General features: G+C 59.2%; 16 protein-coding genes. 8 read left to right on the forward strand and 8 right to left on the reverse strand.

Annotated elements, in window-relative coordinates; all coding sequences use genetic code 11:
* Positions 1 to 25 precede the first annotated feature (25 nt).
* The 5 genes from hisI to MSL71_RS08810 all read left to right on the forward strand — a co-directional run bounded on the left by hisI (position 26) and on the right by MSL71_RS08810 (position 3,536).
* On the forward strand, positions 26 to 403 hold the full coding sequence (gene hisI / locus MSL71_RS08790; RefSeq protein WP_180139080.1) for a phosphoribosyl-AMP cyclohydrolase: 378 nt from the start codon (positions 26 to 28) through the stop codon (positions 401 to 403).
* A gap of 184 nt (positions 404 to 587) precedes the next feature.
* On the forward strand, positions 588 to 1,469 hold the full coding sequence (hisG, locus tag MSL71_RS08795) for an ATP phosphoribosyltransferase (RefSeq protein WP_180138880.1): 882 nt from the start codon (positions 588 to 590) through the stop codon (positions 1,467 to 1,469).
* Positions 1,470 to 1,713: 244 nt separating this feature from the next.
* Positions 1,714 to 2,322, forward strand: a complete 609-nt coding sequence (gene yihA / locus MSL71_RS08800; protein WP_180138882.1) for a ribosome biogenesis GTP-binding protein YihA/YsxC — start codon at positions 1,714 to 1,716, stop codon at positions 2,320 to 2,322.
* 12 nt (positions 2,323 to 2,334) lie between these two features.
* On the forward strand, positions 2,335 to 3,234 hold the full coding sequence (gene era, locus MSL71_RS08805; protein WP_180138884.1) for a GTPase Era: 900 nt from the start codon (positions 2,335 to 2,337) through the stop codon (positions 3,232 to 3,234).
* Positions 3,235 to 3,236: 2 nt separating this feature from the next.
* Positions 3,237 to 3,536, forward strand: coding sequence for an HNH endonuclease (locus MSL71_RS08810; RefSeq protein WP_180138886.1), 300 nt, complete (start codon positions 3,237 to 3,239; stop codon positions 3,534 to 3,536).
* A 102-nt stretch (positions 3,537 to 3,638) separates the two neighbouring features.
* Here the strand turns inward: MSL71_RS08810 and MSL71_RS08815 are convergent, their stop codons facing one another.
* The 6 genes from MSL71_RS08815 to MSL71_RS08840 form a co-directional block, all read right to left on the reverse strand.
* Positions 3,639 to 4,370 (reverse strand): hypothetical protein, encoded by a 732-nt coding sequence (locus tag MSL71_RS08815; RefSeq protein ID WP_180138888.1) that lies wholly within the window; start codon positions 4,368 to 4,370, stop codon positions 3,639 to 3,641.
* Positions 4,371 to 4,808: 438 nt separating this feature from the next.
* On the reverse strand, positions 4,809 to 5,825 hold the full coding sequence (gene dusB, locus MSL71_RS08820) for a tRNA dihydrouridine synthase DusB (RefSeq protein WP_180138890.1): 1,017 nt from the start codon (positions 5,823 to 5,825) through the stop codon (positions 4,809 to 4,811).
* A gap of 68 nt (positions 5,826 to 5,893) precedes the next feature.
* Positions 5,894 to 6,787, reverse strand: coding sequence for a DUF1848 family protein (locus tag MSL71_RS08825; protein ID WP_180138891.1), 894 nt, complete (start codon positions 6,785 to 6,787; stop codon positions 5,894 to 5,896).
* An 18-nt stretch (positions 6,788 to 6,805) separates the two neighbouring features.
* Positions 6,806 to 7,201: a hypothetical protein gene (locus tag MSL71_RS08830; protein WP_246317751.1), complete on the reverse strand. Its 396-nt coding sequence runs from the start codon at positions 7,199 to 7,201 to the stop codon at positions 6,806 to 6,808.
* Between the two features lie 192 nt (positions 7,202 to 7,393).
* On the reverse strand, positions 7,394 to 8,116 hold the full coding sequence (locus MSL71_RS08835) for an acyltransferase (protein WP_180138893.1): 723 nt from the start codon (positions 8,114 to 8,116) through the stop codon (positions 7,394 to 7,396).
* 39 nt (positions 8,117 to 8,155) lie between these two features.
* The gene (locus MSL71_RS08840) at positions 8,156 to 9,220 is read right to left on the reverse strand and encodes a prenyltransferase/squalene oxidase repeat-containing protein (RefSeq protein ID WP_180138895.1); all 1,065 of its coding nucleotides are present in this window, start codon (positions 9,218 to 9,220) and stop codon (positions 8,156 to 8,158) included.
* Positions 9,221 to 9,689: 469 nt separating this feature from the next.
* Between MSL71_RS08840 and MSL71_RS08845 the strand changes: the two genes are divergently transcribed.
* Together MSL71_RS08845 and MSL71_RS08850 are read left to right on the forward strand one after the other, a co-directional pair.
* The gene (locus MSL71_RS08845; protein WP_180138897.1) at positions 9,690 to 12,101 is read left to right on the forward strand and encodes a 3-hydroxyacyl-CoA dehydrogenase/enoyl-CoA hydratase family protein; all 2,412 of its coding nucleotides are present in this window, start codon (positions 9,690 to 9,692) and stop codon (positions 12,099 to 12,101) included.
* A 151-nt stretch (positions 12,102 to 12,252) separates the two neighbouring features.
* A complete protein-coding gene (locus tag MSL71_RS08850) occupies positions 12,253 to 13,434 on the forward strand; it encodes a thiolase family protein (protein ID WP_180138899.1) in 1,182 nt (393 codons plus the stop codon).
* A 111-nt stretch (positions 13,435 to 13,545) separates the two neighbouring features.
* Here the strand turns inward: MSL71_RS08850 and MSL71_RS08855 are convergent, their stop codons facing one another.
* Positions 13,546 to 13,995 (reverse strand): CBS domain-containing protein, encoded by a 450-nt coding sequence (locus MSL71_RS08855; protein ID WP_180138901.1) that lies wholly within the window; start codon positions 13,993 to 13,995, stop codon positions 13,546 to 13,548.
* A 105-nt stretch (positions 13,996 to 14,100) separates the two neighbouring features.
* The gene (locus tag MSL71_RS08860; RefSeq protein WP_180138903.1) at positions 14,101 to 14,934 is read right to left on the reverse strand and encodes a class I SAM-dependent methyltransferase; all 834 of its coding nucleotides are present in this window, start codon (positions 14,932 to 14,934) and stop codon (positions 14,101 to 14,103) included.
* A 308-nt stretch (positions 14,935 to 15,242) separates the two neighbouring features.
* On the opposite strand from MSL71_RS08860, the gene MSL71_RS08865 reads away from it, so the two are divergent.
* On the forward strand, positions 15,243 to 16,580 hold the full coding sequence (locus tag MSL71_RS08865; protein WP_180138905.1) for a radical SAM protein: 1,338 nt from the start codon (positions 15,243 to 15,245) through the stop codon (positions 16,578 to 16,580).
* Positions 16,581 to 16,665: the final 85 nt, after the last annotated feature.

Here is a 16,665-nt window from a genome sequence, read left to right on the forward strand (position 1 = left end):
GATACCTGTGGAAGGAGACGAGGTGATGGTGGAACTGGATTACACGAAATTTGACGGTCTTCTCCCGGCCGTGGTGCAGGATTGGGAGAGCGGAGACGTTCTCATGGTGGCCTTTATGAACGAAGAGGCCTTTAAGCTTACGGTGGAGACCAAAAAGGCCACCTACTTCAGCCGATCCCGGGGTAAGCTCTGGGTCAAGGGCGAGAGCTCGGGCAACGAGCAGGTGGTCAAGGAGATCCGCATCGACTGCGACGCAGACACCGTGCTGCTCAAGGTGGTCCAGAAGGGCGGGGCCGCCTGCCACCTGGGGTACAAGAGCTGCTTTTTCAGGAAGGTGGAAGGGGAAGAGCTCGTGGTGACCGGAGAGCCCCTCTTTGACCCGGACGAAGTGTACAAGAAGTAAGAGATAAAAAAGGCGTGGTCTGCCCATGCTCTATGGGGATAGAAGACGGAGGCGGCCACACGATTTGGTGATCAACGCCCGGCCGGGCGGGGGCCTTTGATGTTGGTGTATGGCCGTTTGCCGCGAGCCGGGCACAGACCGAAGTCTTCGGTGGTTTGACGAAGCCTTCATGCATGGAGTGTGTATGAACGAGCAGTTGAAACTTGGACTTCCCAAAGGCAGCCTCCAAGAGGCCACCCTTGCCCTCTTTAAGAAAGCGGGTTGGAACGTGTCGGTGAGCGGGCGAAGCTATTTTCCCGACATCAACGACGACACCATGACCTGTGCCCTCTGCCGGGCCCAGGAGATGGCCCTTAATGTGGAAAACGGCACCCTGGACGTGGGGCTCACCGGCAGGGACTGGATCGCCGAGTACCAGTCCGACGTCCACGTGGTGACGGACCTGGTCTACTCCAAGGTGAGCGCCAAGCCCGCCCGGTGGGTGGTGGCCGTGGCCTACGACTCTCCGGTACAGACCCTGGAAGACCTCCAGGGCAAGACCGTCTCCACGGAGCTGGTGGGGGTGACCAAGCGGTTCTTTGCCGACAAGGGCATCGACGTGAAGGTGAAGTTCTCCTGGGGCGCCACCGAGGCCAAGGTGGTCTCCGGCCTGGCAGATGCCATCGTGGAGATCACGGAGACGGAGAGCACCATCAAGGCCCACGGCCTTCGGGTGATCCACGAGCTCATGCAGACCAACACCCAGCTCATCGCCAACCGCGTGGTCTGGGAGGATCCTGCCAAGCGGGAGAAGATCGAAGAGATGGCCATGCTCCTGAAAGGGGCCCTGGTGGCCGGAAAGCTCGTGGGGCTCAAGATGAACGTCTCCAAAGAGGATGTGGAAAACGTGGTGAACCTGTTGCCCAGCCTCCACGCCCCCACCGTGGCTCACCTTTACCAGAGCGACTGGCTCTCCGTGGAAACGGTGGTGGATTCGGGCACGGTGCGGGACCTGATCCCCAAGCTCCTTAAGGAGGGGGCCGAAGGGATCATCGAGTACCCCTTGAACAAGGTGATCAACAAATAACCCCTTCCCGCGGCGGGAGGCTTCTTTTTTGTGGCAAGTGCCCTTGGGGTTGTGGTAAGGGTATGAAACCATTCGGAAGAAAGAGACGTTTCCCGTCCTCCGAACCTGATTGACATATACGCCCGGAGCCGTATGGCCCGGGCTTTTCGTTGTATACCACAAACTGTGGCGCCTTGACGCTCTGCGGTTTATGATGCCGCGGCATGATGCACCTGCGCACGGGCCGCCGGGAAAGAAACAGACCATGAAAATCCTGTCAGCCGAGTTTGTGACCAGTGCGGTGAAGGTGGATCAGTACCCCGAGCTCCGGCTCCCGGAGATCGCCTTTGCAGGCCGCTCCAACGTGGGGAAATCCTCCCTGATCAACGTGCTGGTGAACCGCAAGCGCCTGGTGAAGACCAGCTCCACCCCCGGGCGGACCCAGCTGGTGAACTTTTTTGACATCAACGATGAGATCACCTTTGTGGACCTGCCCGGTTACGGGTACGCCAAGGCGCCCAAGCGCGTGGTGCGCGAGTGGGGCCCCATGGTGGAACGCTACCTGGCCGAGCGCCGCTCCCTGAAAGGGGCGCTGCTCCTCATCGACATCCGGCGGTCGCCCCGGGAGGATGAGTTCAACCTCATCGAGTGGTTCCGGGCCCACGGCATTCCCTTTCGGGTGGTGCTGACCAAGGCCGATAAATTTTCCAACAACAAGCGGCAGAGCAATGTGTCGCGCATTGCCAGGGAGCTGGGGTTGAAGAGCCGCGAGATGATCGTTTTTTCCGCCCTGACGCGAAGCGGCAGAGACGAGGTCTGGCAGGCCATCACCGAGTTGATCGCGCCGCCTTCGGCCCCCATGGACCAGGAGTAAGGGACCACCTATATGGAAAACACACACGATTTCAACGGATTTAAAAGCGGCTTCGTGGCCCTGGTGGGTGCGCCCAACGCAGGCAAATCGACGCTGATGAACAAGCTGCTGGGAGAAAAGCTCTCCATCACCTCCAGAAAGCCCCAGACCACGCGCCACCGTATCCTCGGCGTGGTGCATCGGGAAGAGATGCAGCTTGTCTTTGTGGACACCCCCGGGGTGCACAAGTCCAACCGCGCCCTGAACGTGCGCATGGTGGATGTGGCCCTCACCGCCCTGGGCGATGTGGACGTGGTGGTCTTCATGACCGACGTCCATGAGCCCGACGAGGAGTCGGACGCCTACCTCGTGGGCCAGCTCAAGAAGGTGAACCGGCCCGTGATCCTGGCCCTCAACAAGGTGGACCGCATCAAGAAGCCCGAGGTACTGGCCCACATCGAAAAGTGGCGAAGCATCCACGACTTTCATGCCATTATCCCCCTGTCCGCCAAGCACGGAGACCAGGTGGATTCCCTGCTCTCGGAGATCGCAAAGATCATGCCCGAGGGCCCTCCCTTCTACCCCGAAGACGTCATTACCGACCTGCCCGAGCGCTTTTTTGTGGCGGAGATGGTGCGGGAAAAGATCTTTCGCCTCACCGGCCAGGAGATTCCCTACTCCACGGCCGTCACCGTGGATACCTTCACCCGGGAGAAGAAGCTCGTGCACGTGGAGGCCACCATCCACGTGGAGCGTGATTCCCAGAAGGGGATCATCATCGGCAAAAAGGGAACCAAGCTCAAGGCCATCGGCGAGGAGGCGAGAAAAGCCATCGAAGAGATGGTGGGCAAAAAGGTCTTCCTCAAGCTCTTTGTCCGCGTGGAGAAGAACTGGTGCAAGGACACCAAGGCCATCCGACGTCTGGGAATTTAGCGATGGACTGGTTTATTGGTGCCGATGAAGCGCACATCAAGCGAGAGCGGCGAAAGGCGCGGGAGCTTCGCCAGAGCCAGTGGTGGAAGCGCCGCTGCGCCAAGGGCGTGTGTCACTGGTGCGAGCAGCCGGTGAAACCGGCCGAGCTGACCATGGACCATGTGGTTCCCGTGGCCCGGGGCGGAATGAGCACCAAGGGCAATGTGGTGCCCTGCTGCAAGACGTGCAACACCAAGAAGAAGCAGCTGCTGCCCATGGAGTGGGACGCGTGGCTGGAGGGTGTGAAAAAAAGCAGCGTGTAAAGCGACGCGGATCGCTCCCCATGGCGTAAAGACGAATAAAAAAGGCCGGTACCTGGATATCTCCAGGGTACCGGCCTTTTTTTGTCTGGGGGGCGGAGGTCTTTAGCCTTCCTGCTGGCAGAGCCGATGGATGGTCTGGGCGTGCCATTTGCCGCGACCGGAGAAGGTGGGCAGGCCCAGCTCGGTGAGGTGGGCGGCCACTTCGTTGTAGGTGGAGCCCTGGGCGCGCATTTTGTGGATCATGCCGATGATTTCGTCCTTGGACATCTCGGCGGCCGGGGCAGCCTCCTGCTCGGGGAGGTCGTCCATGGGCTCATCGTCCACAAGGCCCAGCTCGTCTTCGTACTCACGGGCCACGGCGTCAATGCCGGAGACAACCTTGTCGATGGTGGGGAATTCGGCCCCTGCAAGGGAACTGATGATGCTTGCGATCTCTTCGATGGCTTCGGCCTTGCGCTCTTCGGCGATGGCTCTGCGCTCGTGGATCTCCATGGCCTGGTTCTGCTGGGTCACCATGGTCTCCAGGAGGTCTTTGATAAGGCCGAGGTTTTCATCTTTCTGGGCGTAGTCGTTGCGGGGGCGCTGGTGGTACCGCCGGTTGTCGTTGTTGCGGTGGTAGTTGTTCTGGTTGTCGTTGTTGTTGCGATGGTGGTAGTTGTTGCTGTTGTTCTGATTGTTCTGGTACTGCTGCTGGTTGTTGTGATGGTTCTGCTGGTTGTGGTGATGATTGGAGTGGCCGCCGTTGTTGTGGTCGTAGGGGCGGCGGGACTGGTGGTTGTGCTGGTATCGCTTGTCTTTGGACTGGTTGCGAATGGATTGGAGAAAATCGCTCATGAAAAATACTCCTGTGCCTGGTGATGGTACGCAACTCCTATGGCAAAAGATGTTGCTCGGCGTCATGTGAATCGGCGAAATGTATGTTACCGATGCGGGGTCGCCCGGCGTGCGATCAATGCAGGCATGGGGTGACTCCGGGGTGGCGCCGTCATAAAAATTGCGGTGATAAATCATTCCTTTATCGGCAAACTCACCATGGGATGGGCATGTCGTCCGGGAACGTTTGCCGTCCCTTCTGGGGCGACAATTCTCTTTTTATGCGGATTTTTTTTGGTAACAGATATTTCTCATGGTGTCAAACGGAATCGTTTTTTAGGCGATAATTAGGAAGTGATGAGTATTCGCAGAGGGTACGTTTTGATAAGGTATATTAGAAAAAAGAAGGGAGAAAAGGGTGGGAGAAATCGTGAACAGCCCCGTTAAACGGGGCTGTTGTTAATCGAAGAGTCCGGTGGCCACCACTTTTTCATGCATCTCGCCGTGACAGAGTTTCTCCTTATAGGAACGGATGAGGGAGAGCCCTTCTTCCCGCGTTGAGAGGGTAACGGCCCTTTTCCTGAAATTGCTGCATCCGGGCAGGCCTTTGACAAACCATCCCAGGCGGCTTCGCATGGTCTTGCAGGCGATAAATTCATCGGTGAAGTAGTCGAGGGTGTCTGTGAAGTATCGCTCCATCATGGTGAAGTGGTCAACCAGTGACGGCTTTACGATATCCCCGGATAACAAGGAGTTGATGCGCTTGAACAGGGCCGGATCGCCGATGGCGGCCCGGCCGATCATCACCGCGTCGCAGCCGGTGGTCTCGAACATGCGAAGGGCGTCTTCCGGGGTGAGGATGTCGCCGTTGCCGATGACGGGGATGCCCATGGCCTCCTTGACCCGCTTGATGACGGACCAGTCCGAGTGCCCGCGAAAGCCCTGCTTTGCCGTGCGGGGGTGCACCGCCACCGCATCGACGCCCGCCTCTTCGGCAAACCGGGCCAGGAGCAGGGCATCGTCCCCTGACGCGTCCCAGCCGGAGCGCATCTTCACGGTAAGGGGGATGGAGATGGCGTCCCTGACAGCCTTGAAGATCTCTCTGGCCAGGGCGGGTTCGCCCATGAGGGCCGAGCCCGAGCCGGTTTTGAGGACCTTTTTTACGGAGCAGCCGCAGTTGATGTCGATCATCTCGGCCCCTGCGGCCTCCACTTTTCGGGCCGCCTCGGCCATCATGGCCGGGTCCGAGCCGAAAAGCTGGATGGACAGGGGCTTCTCTTCGGGGCGGCTGTCCATGAGGCGGTAGGTCTTTTCCGATGCGTAGATGAGGCCGTTGGCGCTCACCATCTCGGAGACCACGAGGCCGGCCCCCATCTCTTTTGCCATGAGGCGGAAGGGGAGATTGGTGATGCCGGCCAGGGGGGCCATCACCGTGGGGCTGTCCAGCTTGATGTTTCCAATGGTAAAACGTGTCATCTCTTGTCTCTATGGTTCGGGCGTACCCTGCCCGGGCGTTTGTGTTTTGCGGGCGAATGCGCCGTCCCTTAAGTCTTGGGGGCAGGAGCCTTCGCGGAACTGGCGTAGCAGTACAGGCAGCCCGTGGGGCATGGGTGCCGTGTGTAGGAACCGATATCTTTGCTTTGGGTGCACCGGCACCCGGCCTCTTTTCTCTGGCCCGAGTCCCGTGCAAGGGAGAGGTCGCCCCCGTAGAGCCCGGCCAGCAAGGGGCCGGGGATGCATGCGGACGGCGTGATGCCGCTGCCGAAGGGCAGGGCGTCCTGGAGCGCGTTCTCGCAGCAGGTAAACAGATCGATGTCGAGGGCTTGCAGCTCCCGGTTCAGGCGCAAAGCGACGGCTACTTTCTCATGGATGGGAGGATCCGTCAACTCGATTCCCGCGGCCCGGCAGCGGCGAACCACTTTGGGGTAGAGATCCGCGAAGCTGGTGATGCAGCGGCGGATCCCGGCGTCGCGGGCCGCCTTTGCGATGCGGGAAAAATCGTGGAGGTTGTCGCAGGGGGTACCGGTTGCGTCCCGGTAGTGGCAGATGGGGTCAAAGCGCCAGGCAACGGCGTCCGGGCCCACGCGACGGCAGAGCTCGGCCATGGCTTCCAGGCGGCGGTCCAGAGGGGGGACGCCGGGTTCCAGAAGTCTGTCCGTGCTGTTGACGGTGAGGTTGAAGTAGAGATGAAACCCTTTTTTTCGGAGACTGTCATCGCAGCCCCTTTTCAGGAAGGGGCCGATGTCTTTGGTCCAGAACACAAGGGTATGGACACTCTCCGGGGTGAGGGCAACCCGCCGGGTTTCACCGGTATAGGGGTGATCAACGAGGGCCTCTCCGGCTGCGACGGAGTCCATAAACCAGTCCAGGTAGTGGGCCGGGATATCGCTGCGCCGGGAAACGGAGAGGACGTGTCGTTTGGAACTGCGTGTTGCCATCCACCTTTCCGAAAGGGGCTACTTGTTCCCAAAGGGGAACTGAATCACTTTGGCATCGGGCTGTTGCGGTGACGGCTCGTCGTCGTTGACGGCGAGGTGTTCCTCCATCGCGGGCACTTCCTGCATCTCGGTCAGGGGTTCGTCGTCCCAGTCCTCGTCCTGGTCCACTTCGGGGCAGACGACTTTTTCGAGGCGCATGCGCTTGCCGCCCATGGTGAACTCATCCCCATCGATGTACGCCCCCTTGAGGATCCAGGTCGCCGAGTGCACGGGAATCTGCAGAAAGAGCAGCTTGACGTGGAACCAGTCGGGTTTGTCATCTTCCCAGATCTCCTCGATACGAGCGAAGGCCAGGGGGGTGTCTTCGTAATAGATCAGTACGATGTCCTTTTCGAACGTCATGCTACCGGACATGTCACGCTCCTTGCTTCCAACCGGGTGTTTTACAATGAAAAAAAGGCAAAGGCCCCTTTTTTGCGAAATTGCATTATGCACCTTTTTCGTCAAATTGGAAATCGAAAAGATGCCCTTTGGTATTCATGGGATACCGCGTCGGGAACAACAGCCTTGTCCGGGGCGGGGCACCGGCCGTCTGGGGCCTGCATTTCAATCCCCGGGACGGGGAAAGAGAAGGGCTCGCATCCACCCGACCACGGAGTTCCCGCGAAGTTGATCCCGATCGATGATATCGAATTCCCGGGCCAGCTGGCCGGGATTTGAGAGCCATTCCCCCCGGGTGCGGAGCTTGGTGTCGGGGTCGAGGTACTTGACGACCCGGGCCGGGTTGCCCACGGCGATGGCGTTTGCCGGGATATCCGATGCCACCACGGCCCCGGCGCCGATGATGCTGTTTTTCCCCACGCGCACCCCTTTGCAGATGATGGCGCTGTCCCCCACCCAGACGTTCTCTTCCAGGACCACCGGGCAGGTCTTGCCGATGGGCAGGCTGCGGTCGTAGATCCCGTGCCAGTCCGAGTCGGTGATGTAGGCGCCGCTGGCGATCATGCAGCTCTCGCCGATGGTGATCTCCGAGGCGGCCAGGATGCGCACCCCCGGGCAGACCAGGCAGTAGTCGCCGATGGTGATGCCCTTGACATCGGGGTCGGCGGACCAGACGGTGAGGCGCACCTTCCGGTCCGGCGCGGCGATGACCGTGGGGTAGGAGCCGATGCGGATGGGGCCGCCGAAGAGTTCCAGGTGCCAGGGCTTCATATAGGCCCCGCCCCGGCCCATGAAGTCGAGCTGGGGGCGGATGTAACGGTTTGCATAGTACTTCTGAAACAGGATGTAGAGGCGTTTCAGCCAATAGGGTCTGTGGTCTTTTTTCACGTCAAACGTCCCGGCGCAGTGTGGGGTTGATTCTAGTGGTTACAGGCATTCGGCAAGGCTCTCGCCTGCCAGGGCCTCGTGGGTCGCCCAGAAGTCATGGGAGAACAGCCGCCCGGCCGGGGTCAGGTCAAAAAGGGCGTCGGCAGCCATGAGCATCACGCCGTTGGTCCACGAGAGCTTCTCTTCGGGCCAGATCACCATGTCCGGGAAGGTGTAGCCGCACCAGTAGGAGCCGTCGTCAAACCGGGAGTCCTTGATCCAGTCAAAGATGATCTCGGCCTTGTCCCTGTGGCCCATGGCGGACAGGGCCAGGATGAACTCGGCGGTCTCGGCCACGGTGACCCATGGCTCGTCGGAGACGCACCGCACCCCCTGGCCCTCCACGACAAATTTTTTCCAGTATTTGTCCAGTCGCTTCTGGGCTTCGGCCCCGGTGAGGGCCCCGGAGAGGATGGGGTAGAACCAGTCCATGGAGAAGCGGGACTTGGTGACGTTGAAGGAGTGGGGCCGGGTGCGGATGGCTTCCCGAACGCGGCGGAGGCCTTCGGTCCAGCGGGGCATGTCGTGGCCCAGCTCCCGGGCAATGGCCAGCCCGCATTTGAGGCTCATGAAGATGGAGCTGGATCCCGTCAGCAGGGCCATGGGGTCTACGACGCCCTCGGGGCTTGTGGCCCAGTGGATCTCGCCGCCGGGTGCCTGCAGGGAGAGGGCAAAGTCGAGGCCCCGTTTCAGGATGGGCCAGTAGTCGGCGAGGAACTGGCGGTCCTTTGTAATAAGGAAGTGGTGGTAAATCCCCACGGCCACATAGCTGCTCATGTTGGTGTCGTGGGTTTGGTCCTCGGGCACACCTTTCTTATAGGAGGCGTACCAGCTTCCGTCTTCCAGCTGCATGGCGGCCAGCCAGGCAAAGGCCTTGCGCGCCTCTGTGATGTGGCCGCCCACGGACAGGCCCATGGCCGATTCCACGTGATCCCAGGGGTCGGTCTTGTCTCCGTCGCTCCAGGGAATCTCGCCCGAGGGGAGTTGGGTCCGGACGATGGAGGCCGCCACCGACTCCAGATCCAGGGTCGCCACCCTTTCCTTGTCCAATCTTTTAAACTCCATGAACGCCACCTCACTTTCCCAGCTCATTTGCACTGCAAAGGGGTTCCGGTCGGGTCCGGGCCCCGCAGGTCAGGGTGTTATACCGATTGGTAAAATATACCGATGATGTTTAGCAGAAGGGGGTGTCGGAATCAAGGGGGAACTTGGATATCTGGATTGAAGTGGGAGGGTTACCCTATGTTTCTTTTCCTGAAAAGGGGTCGTTGAATGATGTTTCATTCACCTGGTATCATTGACTTAAATGGTATGTATACAAAGTATGTGCCGAAGCGTTTAAAAGGGAGAAAAAAACTTGTAAAAGGCCATATATTAAGGCCTATGCATGTCCTGGTAAGAGGCAATTCAAAGAGACTTGTTTTCTCTTGACATACAAATAATCGGTCTGTTACAACATTCACTGTCAATATATAAATTGAACGATCATTCATTTCATGGCGTGATTGTAATTTATTATGCACAGGAGGGAATTATGAGTAGAAAAATCAGAAAAGCTGCAGTGATCGGGTCCGGGATCATGGGCGGCGGCATCGCAGCTCTCTTGGCTGCTGCAGGCGTGAAGGTGCTCCTTTTGGACATCGTCCCCTTTGACCTCACCGATGAGGAAAAGAACGACCCTGCGGCACGTAACCGCATGGTAGACAACGGTCTGAAAGCCACTCTGGCTGCCAAGCCGTCTCTGTTCATGACCAAGAAGGACGCTGCTCTCATCGAGACCGGCAACCTGACCGACGACTTCGACAAGCTCGCCGATTGCGACTGGATCTGCGAAGTGGTTGTAGAGAACCTGAAGATCAAGCAGGAACTCTTCGCTCGTATCGATAAGGTGAGAAAAGCCGATGCCATCATCAGCTCCAACACCTCCGGTATTCCCCTTGCCAAGATCTCTGACGGCCTCTCTGCAGGTTTCAAAGAGCACTTCCTCGGCACTCACTTCTTCAACCCCGTCCGCTACATGCACCTTCTGGAGCTCATCCCCGGAGCGGAGACCAAGCAGGAAGTCCTCGACTTCATCGCCAACTTCGGCGAAGTATACCTTGGTAAAGGGATTGTCTGGGCCAAGGATACCCCCAACTTCATCGGTAACCGTATCGGTATCCAGGGCATCGGCCGCGTACTCCAGGCCGTTGTTGAAGACGACATCACCATGGCCGAAGCCGACGCACTGCTCGGTCCCGCAATGGGTCGTCCCCGTACCGCCATCTTCGGCACCGCCGATATGGTAGGCCTCGACACCATGGTTCACGTCGCCGACAACTCCTACGAGCTCTGCCCCGACGACGAAATGCGCGACACCGTTGTTGTTCCCGACTTCGTTAAGAAGATGCTCGCCGACAACAAGCTGGGCAACAAGACCAAGGAAGGCTTCTACAAGAAAGGCCGTGACGAGAACGGCAAGCGCTTCAAGAAGCAGCTTGACCCCGCCACCGGCGAGTACATCGACATCGAGAAGCCCTCTTTCCCCTGCCTGGATGCTGCCAAAAAGGCCGCTACCCCCGCAGAGAAGATGCAGGCCATCGTGTACGGCGACGACAAAGGCGCCAAGTTTGTCTGGAAGTGCACCGCCAACGCCATGACTTACTGTGGCAACCGCATTCCCGAGATTGCCGACTCTCTGGTTGAGATCGACAACGCCATGAAGTGGGGCTACGGCTGGGATGTAGGTCCCTTCGAAGCCTGGGATGCCATCGGCGTACGCAAGTCCGTTGAGAAGATGGAAGCCGAAGGGCTCCCCGTCTCCGCCAAAGTAAAAGCCATGCTCGACGCAGGCGTTGAGAGCTTCTACCGCGTAGAAAAGGGTATTCCCCAGTACTACGATTTCGACAAGGCTGCTTACGTAGACGTACCCCTGTCAGCTTCCGCTCTGTCCCTGGCTGCTGCCAAGGCCGACGGCAAAGTGGCTCTCTCTTGCCCCTCTGCTTCTCTCGTTGACATCGGTGACGGCGTTTACTGCCTCGAGTTCACCACCAAGATGAACGCCCTCAACGGCGAAATCATCGACTTCATGGGCGGCGCCCTGGATTACGTAGATGAGCACGGTGTAGGCCTTGTTATCGGTAACCAGGCCGGTGGCATGCCCGGTGCGTTCTCCGCCGGTGCAGACCTCGCCTTCGTTCTCAAGAAAGCAGAAGACAAGGCTTACGACGAGCTCGACGCCTTCCTCGAAAAAGGCCAGATGGGTATGCTCCGCGGCCTGTACTCTTCCTTCCCCGTTGTGGCTGCCCCCTACGGCATGACCCTCGGCGGCGGTTGCGAAGTGTGCCTCTCTGCTGACAAGATCGTTGCCCACTCCGAGCTGTACATGGGCCTCGTTGAGATCGGTGTTGGCCTCCTGCCCGCAGGCGGCGGTTGCCTTAACCTCTGGAAGAAGTACATCACCTCTCTTCCCGCAGGTACCGACAAAGACACCGACCTTGCCAAGCTCTTCATCCCCACCTTCATGAAGATCGCCATGGCGGCTGTCTCCATGAGTGCTGCAGGCGCCGTTGCCAACGGTCACCTCTCCCCCACCAAGGACCGCATCGTCATGAACCGCGATCTCCTCATCGGCGAAGCCAAGAAAGAGGTCCTGCGTATGGTGGAAGACGGGTACGCACCCCCCATGAAGAAGAAAGTCCGCGTCATCGGCCGCGAAGGTTACGGCATGGTCAACGCAGAGATCTTCAACATGCTCAACGGTGGGTTCCTGTCAGAGCATGACGCCATGCTGGCCAAGCGCATCGCCTACGTTATCGCAGGCGGCGACGTGAAGTCCGGCACCGAAGTGAGCGAAGAAGCCATTCTCAAGCTCGAGCGTGAAGCCTTCATCGACTTCCTCAAGGAAGAGAAGAGCGTTGCCCGTATCGCGCACATGCTGAAAACCGGCAAACCTCTCCGTAACTAATAGCCGGGTTGGCCAATAGCCTTACGTTCAATTTCGATGCCTGTGAAGAGTACATGCATCACGCCGTGACGCACAGGGCGGGTCGCCCGCCCTGTGCCTCACTCCGGCGGATGCAGGAAAAAAGGGCATCAGGAAAATGGAGGAATAGAACATGAGAGATGCATACATCGTCCAGTCAGTGAGAACGCCTGGTTGTAAGAATAAGAGGGGTCAGTTCAAGGAGACCCGTCCTGAGGACCTCCTCTCCTTTATCATGAAGTCTTGTGTCGAAAAAGCAGGGGTTGATCCCCTCGAGATCGACGACGTCATGTGCGGTTGCGCCTTCCCCGAAGGTGAGCAGGGCCTTAACGTTGCCCGTGTCGCAGCCCAGATGGCTGGCTTCCCCGACGAAGTGTCCGGTGCCACCGTGAACCGCTTCTGTGCTTCCGGCATCGAAGCCATCGCCCTGGCCTCCCTTCGTATCCAGGCCGGTTGGTCTGATCTCACCATGGGTGCCGGTCTTGAGTCCATGACCTACGTTCCCATGGGTGGTCACACTCCCCGCCCTCACCCTGAATTCTCCGCCGTCAAGCCCGAGGCTTACATCTCCATGGGTGTAACCGCTGAGAACGTGGCTGACCGTTACGGCATCACCCGTCAGGAGTGCGATGAGTTCGCCGTTCGCTCCGTAAACAAGGCGGTTGAAGCTCAGGAGAAAGGCTACTTCACCGAGATCGTACCCGTTCCCGCATACAAATTTGTTGAGCAGGCTGACGGTACCTTCAAGAAAGAGACCTTCATGGTCGAAAAAGACGACGGCGTTCGCGCCGGCACCACCGTTGAAGGGATCGCTCGACTGAACTCCCCCTTCAAGGCCGGTGGCGTGGCTACCGCAGCCAACTCTTCCCAGACCACTGACGGCGCTGCCGCTACCCTCCTTGCCAGCAAGGAAGCATGCGAGCGTCTCGGCCTCAAGCCCCTTGCAAAGCTCGTGACTTACGCCGTAGCCGGTTGCAAGTCCGACGAAATGGGTGTTGGTCCCAAGTACGCCATTCCCAAGGCTCTGGAAAAAGCTGGCCTCAAGGTTGAAGACATCGACGTCATCGAGCTTAACGAAGCTTTTGCTACCCAGTCCCTGCACTGCATCAAAGAGCTGGGCCTCGACGAGTCCAAGATCAACCTCAACGGCGGCGCCATCGCCCTGGGTCACCCCCTGGGTTGTACCGGTGCCAAGCTCACCGCTACCCTCATTGCCAACCTGGAGCGTACCGGTGGCAAGTACGGTATCGTCTCCATGTGTATCGGCGGCGGTATGGGCGCATGCGCCATCTTCGAAAGGGTTGAAGGCTTCTAATTGATGCCTCCCTTCAGGGAGATCCGTTGATTGCAAGTTATAAGGGCCGTCTCGCTTGTGCGAGGCGGCCCTTTTTTTTGTCTGATTTAAGGTGTGGCGTGTGGCGGGCTTTTATCCGCGGGCGTGGGGGCAGCGGTGCTTTTTGGATTTTTCTTCGATCATGGCCCCCAGCATCTTGATGATGTCCCGCCAGCTGATGATGCCCACGGGCCGGTTGTCGTCGTCCACAACCGGGATGCAGGTGATGGTCTCGGTGTTGAACAGGCGCACGGCATCCCGCACCGACGCGTCCCGGGGCAGGGTGATGGGCTCGCGGCTCATCACCTGGTGCACCTTTTTGTTCAGGGTGGCCCGGTCTTCCTGAGTTTCTGCGGCAGTGCCCAGGTTCGGGCTGAGGGCCTTGAGCAGGGCCCGGTCGGAGAGGACGCCGTAGAGGCGTTTGTTCTCCACCACCAGCAGGTTGTGAAAGGCCACGTTGGCAAAGATATCCCTGACGACCCGCAGGGTGTCGTCGAGTTCCACGGTGACGATTCGCTTGGACATGATCTCTGAAATGTTCATGGGCCGCCCTTCCTTCGGTATCAACGTTTCCTTATCTTGCTTTTCCTTAGTTTAGGCCTGGGCTCCTGTATCTGTCAATGACTCCCGTAGCACATGCGCCGGGGCTTACCTGCGGGCGACGCAGAAGGTCACGTCACGGGATCGGTGGGCATCGCTGTCGGGCAAGAGCCCGTCATGGCAGCTGATGTTTCGGAACCCCCGGGCCCACAGCAGGCGGTGCAGCGTTTCGTGGGAGAAGGTATGGGTCCAGAAGCGGTAGGAATCCACCGAGCCGGATTCATCTGCCACGATATGCTGGCTGAGGCATACCCCTTGCTCTTCATAGCAAAAGGACCGGGACAGGGCGAGGTAGGGCCGGTCCCTCCAGAATCCCTTGTCCGAAGCTTCCCATTGCGGGTCGGGAAGGGTGGCGAGAACGCCTTCGTTCATGACGTCGAAGACAAAGACCCCGCCCGGCACCAGGGCCCGGTGGACCTTTGCAAGGAGGCGGTTCTGCTGTGAAGGTGTCAGGACCCCAAAGTCACAAAAGATCATGATGATGAGGTCGTACCGGCTGTCATGGTCCAGCTCCAGGTAGTTTTGGTTCAGGTAGGAGATCTTTAGCCCGCTTTTCCGGGCCGCCTGCCGGGCATATTTGATGGAGGTGGCGGAGATGTCCACTCCGGTGAGCCTGTGGCCGAGCCGGGCCAGCTTGTCGCAGTAGAGGCCGGGGCCGCAGCCCAGGTCCAGGATGTCAAGGGGCTTGTCCGGGGCCTGACCCAGGATCCAGTTTACCGTGTCCGTGATGGTCGCCTCTTTTCGGCTGGCGAGGTCTGTGGCCTGGCTCAGGTGGGTTTCAAGGAGCCGGGCACCGATGTACGGGTCGTCCCACATGGTTGCTGTAGCAGGGGCGTAGAGTTCGGGCTTTTTGGATGCGTCGATGAGTTGTTTGATGTTCATGAAAACCTCATGGTCCGGCCGTCCTTTGACGGAGCTGTGCCGGAATTGTCTTATGTTGAAGGTGACATACGGTGCAGGAGGGGCGGCGCGTAAAAAAAAGGCGGGGGCTGTGTCGCAAAGGCGCACCTCACCGGTCCCGGGCCTTGGCCACCGCGCGTCCCAAATAGAGAAAAGGGGGATATGTCTTAGATGGTTTTCATGATCCGATGACTATAAATGTGGTGGATGGACCTGTCAATCTCTTGTATGGTTGGTGCGTTATTTATCCCCTTAATGTATGAACAGCCCCGTTAGGAGAAAGAGAGTTCATGACGGTGACCACGGATTTGAATCAACAGCCGGAATCGGTAATGGACGATGAAGAGATGCGCTCCTGCTGCCTGGGGAACCTGGTGGTGATTATCAACACCAGGGGGGCCATTCCCACGGCCAAGGGGACTTACCCGGCGCGTTTCGGGATCTATGGCGAGATCCGGAGCCGGGAGTTTGCCTTTCACTTCAACCCCACCGGAGAGATCCGCTACATGCGCGGGCTGACGCGGGCCTGGCCCCATCCCTGGGAGTGGCTGAAGCGGAGCTGGGGCAACGACTGGGTTTACTACTCCGTGGGGCTGGACAGGGGCCAGGGCCGGGTGAAGGACTGGGTGGGGGAGGACTACCTGCCCTGCCTCTCCTATGAGAGCAACGCCATCCGGGAGGTGACCCCGTACACGGAGCCGGGCATTGCCCGGGCTTTTTCCGCCTGGTCCCAGGTCTACGGGACCCTCTGCACCACCTCCCTTGAGGTGCTGGCCCCGGAGATGCGCGCCTTTGTGGAGCAGGTCATCAAGGCCAACGACGACTCCGCCCTGATCCGGCGGGCCGAAGACCTGCACCGCATCATCGGCGGCCGGGTAAGCGTTTTGCCCCCGGACACCCGCCATGTGGACTACGAGGTGATCCCCCTGAACATCGCCGACGGCTGCCTCTACAAGTGCCGCTTCTGCTCGGTGAAATCCCGGGCACCCTTTGCCTCCAGGAGCGACGAGGAGATCGCCGCCCAGATCGAGGCCCTGAAAGGGTACTACGGCTCAAGCCTCCAAAATTTTAACGCCCTGTTCCTGGGAGATCACGACGCCCTGGCCGCGGGTGGAGAGCGGGTGGCCCATGCCGCGCAGACCGCCTGTGAGGCCTTTGGCTTCGGGGCATCCAAAGGGGCGCCCCCCTCGGTATTTCTCTTTGGGAGCTGTGCCTCGTTTTCCAAGGCCGGGGACGAGACCTTCAAGGCCCTTGAGGCGTTGCCCTGCACCGTTTACATCAACCTGGGCCTGGAGTCCGCGGACAACGACACCCTGAAGATGCTCGGCAAGCCCATTACCGCGGCCATGGTCACCGAGGCCCTGCACAAAATGGTGTCGGTGAACGCCCGCTACCCGTCGGTGAACGTCACCGCCAATTTTCTTCTGGGCACCACCTTTTCCAAGGCCCATCACGCGTCCATCATGGCGCTTCTGGGGTCGGTTTCCCGGGAAGAGGGGGCCAAGGGCTGCGTCTATCTTTCGCCCCTGGTGGAGACCCAGCGCCGCGAAGAGGTGCTGCCCATGTTCCACGAGATCAAGGAAGCAAGCGGCCTTCCCGCCTATGTTTACTTGATCCAGAGACTTTAAATTAGGACGCATCGCACCTTTTCATACCCTCTCAGGAATGCTATATAATGCGCCGTCTGAGACAATAATTTCATCCAAACAACCC

The organism is Desulfoluna butyratoxydans (assembly GCF_900699765.1).
Classification (GTDB): domain Bacteria; phylum Desulfobacterota; class Desulfobacteria; order Desulfobacterales; family Desulfolunaceae; genus Desulfoluna; species Desulfoluna butyratoxydans.

Excerpts from the sequence above, each read along its gene's own strand:
- hisI (WP_180139080.1), top strand. The coding sequence starts at position 26 with ATGGTGGAACTGGATTACACGAAATTTGACGGTCTTCTCCCGGCCGTG.
- hisG (WP_180138880.1), top strand. The coding sequence starts at position 588 with ATGAACGAGCAGTTGAAACTTGGACTTCCCAAAGGCAGCCTCCAAGAG.
- yihA (WP_180138882.1), top strand. The coding sequence starts at position 1,714 with ATGAAAATCCTGTCAGCCGAGTTTGTGACCAGTGCGGTGAAGGTGGAT.
- era (WP_180138884.1), top strand. The coding sequence starts at position 2,335 with ATGGAAAACACACACGATTTCAACGGATTTAAAAGCGGCTTCGTGGCC.
- MSL71_RS08810 (WP_180138886.1), top strand. The coding sequence starts at position 3,237 with ATGGACTGGTTTATTGGTGCCGATGAAGCGCACATCAAGCGAGAGCGG.
- MSL71_RS08815 (WP_180138888.1), bottom strand. The coding sequence starts at position 4,370 with ATGAGCGATTTTCTCCAATCCATTCGCAACCAGTCCAAAGACAAGCGA.
- dusB (WP_180138890.1), bottom strand. The coding sequence starts at position 5,825 with ATGACACGTTTTACCATTGGAAACATCAAGCTGGACAGCCCCACGGTG.
- MSL71_RS08825 (WP_180138891.1), bottom strand. The coding sequence starts at position 6,787 with ATGGCAACACGCAGTTCCAAACGACACGTCCTCTCCGTTTCCCGGCGC.
- MSL71_RS08830 (WP_246317751.1), bottom strand. The coding sequence starts at position 7,201 with ATGTCCGGTAGCATGACGTTCGAAAAGGACATCGTACTGATCTATTAC.
- MSL71_RS08840 (WP_180138895.1), bottom strand. The coding sequence starts at position 9,220 with ATGGAGTTTAAAAGATTGGACAAGGAAAGGGTGGCGACCCTGGATCTG.
- MSL71_RS08845 (WP_180138897.1), top strand. The coding sequence starts at position 9,690 with ATGAGTAGAAAAATCAGAAAAGCTGCAGTGATCGGGTCCGGGATCATG.
- MSL71_RS08850 (WP_180138899.1), top strand. The coding sequence starts at position 12,253 with ATGAGAGATGCATACATCGTCCAGTCAGTGAGAACGCCTGGTTGTAAG.
- MSL71_RS08855 (WP_180138901.1), bottom strand. The coding sequence starts at position 13,995 with ATGAACATTTCAGAGATCATGTCCAAGCGAATCGTCACCGTGGAACTC.
- MSL71_RS08860 (WP_180138903.1), bottom strand. The coding sequence starts at position 14,934 with ATGAACATCAAACAACTCATCGACGCATCCAAAAAGCCCGAACTCTAC.
- MSL71_RS08865 (WP_180138905.1), top strand. The coding sequence starts at position 15,243 with ATGACGGTGACCACGGATTTGAATCAACAGCCGGAATCGGTAATGGAC.